The organism is Hydrogenophaga sp. L310 (assembly GCF_055703065.1).
In genome coordinates this window covers 169,996-178,179 of the sequence record NZ_JBVPZA010000011.1, presented here as the reverse complement: position 1 = coordinate 178,179, position 8,184 = coordinate 169,996, and the positions used below count along the sequence as shown (strand labels likewise).

8 protein-coding genes are annotated in these 8,184 nt (G+C 61.3%); 5 read left to right on the top strand and 3 right to left on the bottom strand.

Features of this window, described 5'->3' with window-relative positions; genetic code table 11:
* Window positions 1–81: 81 nt before the first annotated feature.
* Window positions 82–1,050, bottom strand: a complete 969-nt coding sequence (locus AC0GNO_RS18100; protein ID WP_034693535.1) for an IS1595-like element ISAisp8 family transposase — start codon at window positions 1,048–1,050, stop codon at window positions 82–84.
* A 191-nt stretch (window positions 1,051–1,241) separates the two neighbouring features.
* Here AC0GNO_RS18100 and AC0GNO_RS18095 point away from each other — a divergent pair, with 191 nt between their 5' ends.
* From AC0GNO_RS18095 to xseB, 5 genes are all read left to right on the top strand, one after another.
* Window positions 1,242–1,448 (top strand): hypothetical protein, encoded by a 207-nt coding sequence (locus tag AC0GNO_RS18095; protein WP_472904949.1) that lies wholly within the window; start codon window positions 1,242–1,244, stop codon window positions 1,446–1,448.
* 84 nt (window positions 1,449–1,532) lie between these two features.
* Complete coding sequence (locus AC0GNO_RS18090; RefSeq protein ID WP_472904948.1) at window positions 1,533–3,719, top strand: YecA family protein; 2,187 nt, start codon at window positions 1,533–1,535, stop codon at window positions 3,717–3,719.
* Window positions 3,720–4,104: 385 nt separating this feature from the next.
* On the top strand, window positions 4,105–4,467 hold the full coding sequence (locus AC0GNO_RS18085; protein WP_472904947.1) for a DUF5710 domain-containing protein: 363 nt from the start codon (window positions 4,105–4,107) through the stop codon (window positions 4,465–4,467).
* A gap of 39 nt (window positions 4,468–4,506) precedes the next feature.
* Window positions 4,507–5,838: an exodeoxyribonuclease VII large subunit gene (locus tag AC0GNO_RS18080; protein ID WP_472904946.1), complete on the top strand. Its 1,332-nt coding sequence runs from the start codon at window positions 4,507–4,509 to the stop codon at window positions 5,836–5,838.
* A complete protein-coding gene (gene xseB / locus AC0GNO_RS18075) occupies window positions 5,835–5,951 on the top strand; it encodes an exodeoxyribonuclease VII small subunit (protein ID WP_472904945.1) in 117 nt (38 codons plus the stop codon). Before AC0GNO_RS18080 ends, xseB begins: the two co-directional genes overlap by 4 nt.
* Before the next feature lie 37 nt (window positions 5,952–5,988).
* On the opposite strand, the gene AC0GNO_RS18070 is transcribed toward xseB, so the two are convergent.
* Both AC0GNO_RS18070 and tnpC read right to left on the bottom strand, forming a co-directional pair.
* On the bottom strand, window positions 5,989–6,492 hold the full coding sequence (locus AC0GNO_RS18070; RefSeq protein ID WP_305725521.1) for a hypothetical protein: 504 nt from the start codon (window positions 6,490–6,492) through the stop codon (window positions 5,989–5,991).
* Entirely contained in the window at window positions 6,489–8,180 is a 1,692-nt protein-coding gene (gene tnpC / locus AC0GNO_RS18065; protein WP_472904944.1) for an IS66 family transposase, read from the bottom strand. The genes AC0GNO_RS18070 and tnpC overlap by 4 nt, the downstream gene beginning before the upstream one ends.
* Between the last annotated feature and the right edge of the window lie 4 nt (window positions 8,181–8,184).

The window sequence follows — 8,184 nt, the reverse complement described above, 5'->3', positions numbered from 1 at the left end:
AAGGGGTATCCACTTAGCTCCAGTCATCGTAAATGCTGGATGGATAACCAGTATTGAATGGTATGCCAGTCAGGCAAACAGTCAAGCCTTTTTCACCACGTCCCGGTACGTCACCGGTGCTGTCACGACCGCTTGTTGCAGCAACCGATAGAACAACATGCCGCGTGAGTTGGATGTGCGGCGATTGAAGCGGAACACGAACTCATCCAGGTAGGCATCCAGGTGTTCGGGCTGCACCGAGCCATGGTGTGTGCCCAGAATCCAGCGCTGCACCAGAGCCGCCACCCGATGCACGCCAGCCATCGAGACATGAGCCGGAACGTTGGAGCCCAACATGACCGTGCGCTGATGGACGAAGCCCAGGTCTTTCAATGTCAGGTAGGCAGCCGAGCCGTCGGTACGCACCTGTGCGCCAGGCTCGATAACCTCCTCCACGAACGGAATCACACAAGCAGCGGAGTCATTGGCAATGCGGCGCAGGCGGATGCGGCCGAATCCTTTGGGGTCCAGCATCTCCACGGCCATGACCACCAGCACCTTGCTCGTGCTGCTCTTGCGCCCTTTGGGTGAGATGGGGTTTCGCCTGTCTGTGATGGCCAGATAGGTCTCGTCAACTTCGACCAACCCTTTGAGCTGTTCGCGACCCGGTCGAACCATGGCACGACGAAGCCGATGCAGCATGGTCCAAGCGGTCTGATAGCTGCCCAGTCCCAGCACGCGCTGTAGACCCAACGCGCTCACGCCTTGCTTCTGATTGGTCAGGTACCAAGCCGCAGCCAGCCAAACGCGCAGTGGCGTTCGGGTCTTCTCGAAGATGGTGCCGGCGGTCACCGAACTCTGGTGTTGGCAACTCGGGCACATCAGCCGGGTACGCGTCGCACGATAGGCATCGCCTACGCAGCCGCAGCGCGGGCAGACAAAACCTTGGGACCACCGCAGCCGCTCCAGATAGGCAAGGCACGCCTCTTCGGTGGCAAACCAGTCAAGAAACTCGTTCCAAGTCTGCGGATAGTCTTTTCCGGGCGTTGGCGCTAAAGTATGGATATCCATCCAGTTATTCTGCATCTGCTGGAGCTAAGTGGATACCCCTTATAAAATTACAGTTATCGCAAAGGAGAAGCCCATGCACCATGAATTCCGTCAGCTGTACCAGCCTCGCTTCCAGCGCCGTTCGGAATGGCTGCGCCGCGTCTGGCGCTGGTTCTGAACAACCCATGCCTAGCACACCACGAGGTTCGCGCATGAACGCCCCCGTGTTCCAGGAGGTGCTGCTGCGGATCAATGCCCCCGGCGACGAACTGCCCCTGGCCACCGTCGGTGTGTTGCGGTACGTCTGGAGGAGTCGCTACGGCGAGATCCTGATTGAGGTCGTGGGCAATGAAGTGTTTGTCAATGGCAGCCGGGTCGAAAGAACGCGTTCGGCTTCCGCTGAGTTTTCCGACGGGTGATCCTGACCGATCCATCACCCCAACTATCGGTCTCCGTGCAGGTCATGTGAGCAACCATGCAGTTTCAACAGAACTCCCTTTGCCATGTCCAACAACAGCGCCACCAGGCCCGGTCCACACAGAGCCAAAAGAGCAGAGTCCGCTGTCTTCAGTGATCTCGCTGAGTTGTGCTGCCGTCCAGGCTACGTCCATGCCTTGGCCTACATCTGCCATAGGGACAACTTCATTGCATACGACACCAGAATGAAGTCGCCGGACATGGCGAAGCTCTTCACGCGCGGGCGACTGATTCGTACCGAGATCACCACCCTCATCGGACTGATGGTTCAAAAGGACATTGATCTGTCGCTGCCTGAGCCGGTGCTCATGCAGTCGTACATCGACCGAACCGAAGCCTTGATGGACGAACTCCATGCAGCCATCGGTATGCCAATGTTCGAGAACATGAGTGCTGCCGTCACAGGCCCGGCGATTGATGCGGCCACCAGTCGAGGCGCATTTCTGCGTGAACCGATCTTCTATGGTGGCGAGTCGGCTTACTCGTTCCAGTACCGAGACTTCTCGCCCGAGAAGTACGGCAAGGATGACGAGTGGCTGCAACGCACTAAAGGTTTCAGCATCCAGGCCGCCACCGCAGTGGTCCGCGCCATCGGCGAACGTCAGAATGAAAACGTCATGGCGGCACACCTAGCCATGCCGCCGGACGATACGGCCAGCTGGACCATTCTCCCGGGCTTCTTTCTTTCAGCCGAGGAGTTGGTTGCGGCCAGTGGCGTTGCCTTGGAGGAAGTCCAAGCCGTTCTGCTCGCGTTCACCCATCAAGGCCACAACGCCGGTTTTACCGATGCCAGTGCTTTCAACGCGATCTCGGCCACACCGTTGATCCCGCTGCCCGATGGTCGTGTCTTGCTGTACCAGTACTACAGCCTCGTGGAAGCCCTGTACGAATCCCCGTTCTACTGGATGCTGCAGGATGACAGCTATAGGAACACGGCGTCCAGGCACCGTGGTGAGTTCACAGAGGCTATGGCGATGCGCTGCCTAGCCAAGGTGTTTGGGGCGGCCAATGTCCGCAGTAACATTAATGTGTACTGCGGCAAGCAAAGGGCCGGTGAGATCGATGTCCTCGTGACCTTCGGCGACCGCGTGATCGTTGTCCAGGCCAAGTCCAAGCGGCTGACGCTGGAAGCCCGGCGGGGCAACGACGGGCAGATCAGGGCGGATTTTCAGGAGGCCGTTACCAAGGCCTACAAGCAGGGCATGGTGTGTGCCCGGCACATCCTCGCCGGGGACTGTGTGTTGCGCGATGCCCTCGGCAACGAAGTCGTGCTTCAGTGGAAACCCAAGGAGGTGTTTCTGCTCAACGTGGTCGCCGACCACTACCCGGCGCTCAGCTTCCAGGTGAGCCAGTTCCTCAAGCATGAAGCGACCGAGGGCATCCCGCCGCCCTTCGTGACGGATGTGTTTCTGCTGGATGCCCTGACCGAGATGCTGGAGTCACCGCTACGGTTGCTGGGCTACATCCATCAGCGGGCGCTCCATGCCGATCGTTTGCAACTGTCCCACGAACTGGTGGCGCTGTCCTTCCATCTGAAGGAGAACCTTTGGCTCTCTCCAGAGCACGACTTGGTGATCCTTGGCGATGACATCAGTGCCGATCTGGATCTCGCAATGACGGTGCGCAGAGACGGTGTGCCTGGCGACAGGACACCCGAAGGCATCCTTACCCGTTTCGCAGGAACCGCATTTGAACGGCTGATCCAACAGATCGAACAGAAAAGCGATCCTGCGACCCTCGACCTTGGATTCCTGCTGCTGACTCTCGGGGAAGACACGTGCCGCCACCTCGCGCATGGCATTCAGGAGTTGACGCGTCGGGCGAGAGCCGACGGGAAACCACACGACTTCACCGTTTCCATCGGCGAAGTCGAGGAGGGGATCTGCCTGCATTGCAATCCTGGACCCGTGGGGCAGGCCAGGGATCGATTGGAAACCCACTGTCACAAGCGGAAGTACGCGCTGAAGGCGCGCAAGTGGTTTGGCCTTTGCTTGCACACCGACGAAAGCATCCGTTTCGGACTGACATTGGACTACCCCTGGCAGCCTTCGGACGACATGGACCTATTGACGCAGACCATGCAGAACCGGGTCGGCAGGGGCACCCAAGGTCCAGTCCAGAAATGGCCACGCGCCAAGATCGGTCGGAACGATCCCTGTCCGTGTGGGAGCGGCCTGAAGTACAAGAAGTGCCACATTGGCAGCGAGCGGTAGCCGGCAGAGATACTTGATCTCAGGCGATTTTCATACAGGTCCTGCAGGCGGATTGAGTGCGCTGCTGTGGCTTCTGATTGAGCCGTCGTTCGCACGAAGGAACTTTGTTCCTCTATGACAGGGCTGCCATGGAACGGTGTTGGTTCCTGGTCATGCGTCGGCTCCCCGATCGCTCGATAATTCTTCCCATGCAGTTGTCACCCCCCAAGCCCGTCAATCGTTGTCACGTGTGTGGCGGAACCAGTTACCACCAAATGGTGGCACGCAACGAACACGCTGAGTTGCGCCCGACTGAGACCCTCATCTGCGATGGATGTGGCCGTGCCTTTCCAGATGTCAGAACCTGGCGGGACGGCGTGCCCACCATGGCCCAAGAGCAGGGTGCATGAACGCCACTTACCTCGTCACAACCTACGCTGACAAGGATCAGGTCAAAGCCCTTGGCGCCCGTTGGGATCCTGCACGTCGCCAGTGGTATGTGCCGGCGGGGCGGGACATGGCCCCCTTCACAAGCTGGTTGCCCGAGGGTGCTGCGGCACCTGCTGCCGGGGATGCACTTGCTCCCGCAACACCGTCAACACCTGCAAGCACCGAACTGACGGTTCCCCAGAAGGGCATTGCGCTTTCCCGTCTGCTGGCCGGCGTTGCGCAAGCCATCAGCGAAGCCTTCAAGGCGGGTGTCTGGACTTTGGTCGAAGTGGTTGATACCCGTGTCCGCAACGGCCATGTCTACATGGAGGTGTCGTAGCGTGACGGCAACGGCGCCATCACCGCCAAGGCGACCGCTGTGATCTGGGCCAGCCAAGCCAACCGCATCCTTCCGGAATTTCAGCAAGCCACTGGCGCCCAGTTGGGCCCCGGTATCAAGCTGCTGGTCCGCGCCCGCCCCGTGTTCAAGCCACAGTTCGGCTTCAGTCTGGAGATCGATGCGATCGATCCGGACTACACACTTGGCGACTTGGAAGCACGAAAACGGGAAATCCGTGAACGGCTTCAGCGCGAGGGGCTTTTCGACTTGAACCGCCAGTTGCCTCGACCATGGGACTACAACCATGTGCTGGTGGTGGCGCCCGAAGGGGGCGCCGGCCTGGGGGATTTTGAGGCGGAAGCCTCACGGCTGGAGGCGCACGGCATCTGCCACTTCATCTATGCCTACAGCCGTTTTCAAGGCGATGGTGCCGCTGCTGACATCCGCACGGCACTGCTTGCCGCCCTGCAACAGATTGAGCTGAACCACCCCTGGCACCCCGACGCGGTGGTGATCATCCGCGGTGGTGGCGCGGTCAATGACCTCGCCTGGCTCAACGACTACGGGCTGGTGCGTTGTGTCTGCGAACTGGGTATTCCCGTGCTCACTGGCATCGGCCATGAACGGGATAACACCGTGCTGGATGAGGTGGCCAACGCCCGTTTTGACACCCCCTCCAAAGTCATCGCCGGGATCGAGCACACCATCGTCAAACGCACGCGCGAAGCCAAGGCGATGTTCGAATTCGTGACCCAGAGGGCAACACATGCCCTGGAGCACTCGCGTCGCATGACCATGCAGCTCTATACCGCAGTGGAAACGGGCGCCAGACAGGAATTGGCCTATGCGAAACAGCAAACCTCTGCGTGGTTGTCTGAACTCAAGCTCGATGCGGCTTATCAACTGCGTGTTGCAGCCGAAAACTCGCAACGCCAGTTGACCGACGTCCAACACCTGGCGCAACAGCAACTGCACCAGGCACAGCGGGATGTCCCGGCCTTGATGAACGAAATCCGGGCCGAGGCCAGCCAGTCGCTCCGCACTGCGCAGGTACTGAGCACAGCGGAATGGCGCTATGTCTCCGAGAGGGTGTCCACCGATCTGCGCCAACGACAAGAAGCCGTGACGAGAACCTTCGACGACATAGGTTCCCGCGCGCGAAGGACTTTGTCCGATGCAAGCTCCAACGCTCAGGCGCTCATGCGAGAGATCGCAGGGCAGGGACCCGAGAAGACGCTCCACAGAGGCTTTGCACTCGTCAGGGACGCCACAGGCCGGGTGATCACCAGCGCCACTGCACTAGACACCCACATCACCATCGATTTCAGAGACGGCCAGCGTGCCGCTGAGTTGAAAGGCAGAGCCCAATGACCCAGAAAACGTTCAAAGAAGCTTACGGCACGCTGCAGCAACACGCGCAGGCCTTGCGTAACCAGCAGGAACCGAACATCGATGATCTGTTGAGTATCGTGACGGAATCGTGAGCGTCCAGTCAACCCATCTTGACCGGCCGCACCCGGCTCATTTGGACTGCAGCAGTGCACCGATGTAAGCCACGCACTCCACGAGGTTGAGGCAGGCCAGCAGCAGGTACTTCTCGGCGTCGGTTCGCACGCGCAGCAGGTCGTGCTGGCCAAGGTGACCGTATACGAACGCCAGGAGGTAGCGCTCGGGGTGGTCGACGCAGAATTTCGTGATCATCTGCTCGACGAGATCTGGCGGCACGCCCTCGGAGAACTTCAACGTCGCTGTCAGCCGCTGCAAGCAGGTTTCCTGGACGTCTTCAGAGATCGTTGGCAAGGCGTGCCCGCAGTGCTTCATGGCCTGGAAGGCGACGAGCAGGACGTGGATCGGCTCCTCAAGCAGCTGCATGTCGACCCCGTAGCGAGGCAACACGAGGATGGAGGCCAGCAGATTCGGCTGCTGGACGTAGATTTCGTCAGTCAGCTGAACCTTCTGTTGCGCGCTCATGCGGTTGACGTCGATGTTCGCCTGGACCATCACGGCCTGCGTGAGCAAGGTCATGGTGCCGCCTCGGATGCCGCTTGCCATCTGTGCGGCAGCAAGTCCTCGATCTGGCTGCTGCGCTGCGTCGGCAGGCGCGCCAGCACGTCGCGCAGGTATGCCCATGGATCGTGTCCATTGAGCCGCGCCGACTGCACCAGGCTCATCACCATGGCCGTGCGTTGGCCAGCGAGTTCGCTGCCGGCGAACAACCATGCCCGGCGCCCCATTGCCCAAGGCTTGATCTGCCGCTCCAGGTGGTTGTTGTCGATCGCGACTGCGCCGTCATCGAGGTAGTGCGTCAGCGCGCTCCAGTGGCCGAGCGTGTAGTCGATGGCGCCCGCCACGGAGCTGCCGCCCGCGACCAGCCGTCGTTCGAGCTCGAGCCATTGTTTGAGCTTGGCCCACAGCGGCTTGGCGAGTTGCTGGCGCTGCGACATGCGCTCGCCGTCGCTCATGCCCTTGAGTTCGGCCTCGACCGCATAGATCCGCGCATAGCGACGGATCGCCTCGTCGCCAATCGGGCTCGTGCCGGTGCGAGTCAGCTCCTCGAACTTACGGCGTGCATGCGCGACACAAGCCGCGCTGATGCGATCTGCATGGATGCGCGGGTCGAGCACGCTGTCGTAGCCTGTGTAGCGGTCCGTCAGCAGCGTTCCGGACCAGCGCCCTCGGCCCCGTCGCACATCGCCCGCGAGGAAGGCCTTCGGGTACTGCGCGCCACGGCCCAGGCAGAACTCATAGACCACGCCGGGCACGGGGTCGTGCCAGCTCCTCGCGTAAGCCCAGACGTAGGCCTTGCGCGTCTTGCCGGCACCGGGGTCGAGCAGCGCCACGGGGGTCTCGTCGGCATGCAGAACCCGGCAAGCGAGGACGAAGGCCTTGTGCACCTCGTAGAGTGGCTCCAGCGCCGCGCCCGCCTGGCCTGCCCAAGCCGCCAGCGTGGAACGCGGTGTGTGGACGCCGCTGCGGGCGTTGATCGCCTCTTGCCGGTAGTACGGCAGGTGGTCAACGCAGCGGCTGATGAGCGTGTGCGCGATGAGGCCGCTCGCGGCCATACCGCCCTCGATCAGTTCCGGGATGGACGGCGCCTGCTTGAGGATCTGGCAGCAGCGGCAGGCCCACTTGCCGTAGATGTAGCGATGAACGAAGAACTCGGCCGGCACAATGTCGAGCCGCTCGCTCATGTCCTCGCCGATGCGCGTCATCGGTCGACCGCAGTTAGACGCGGGGCAGTTGGTGCTCTCGGGCTCATGACGGTGTTCGACGCGACGCAGGTGTTCAGGCAATTGCTGACGGCGTGGTCGCCGCGGCGCGGCCTTCGGCTTGGCGTCGACAGTGATCTCAGCGGCTTCGCGTCGCAGTTGTTCCAGCTGCGTACGCAGGCTCGCCTCGTCCTCGGCGATCGTCTCCTCGAACAGGCGTCGCTGCTCGGTGTTCATCGCCTCGGAGCTGGCGCCGAACTTCCAGCGCTTCAGGCGAGCCAACTCGAAGGTGATCTTCTCGATCTTGGCATCGCGCCAGGCGATGTCGCGGTCCTTGCGCTGCAGGAGATCCCTGGCTTGGTCCAGCTCGCGGTCGCGATCGACAAGAGCCTGTTCACGCAGGGCAAGTTGCTGTTCGGCATGCTGCCAACGGGCAACCCAGGCCGCCGCTTCGGGCGGGAGTGCCTGCAGGTTGAGCGGGGGAAGATCGTGCGTGCCGAGCATGACA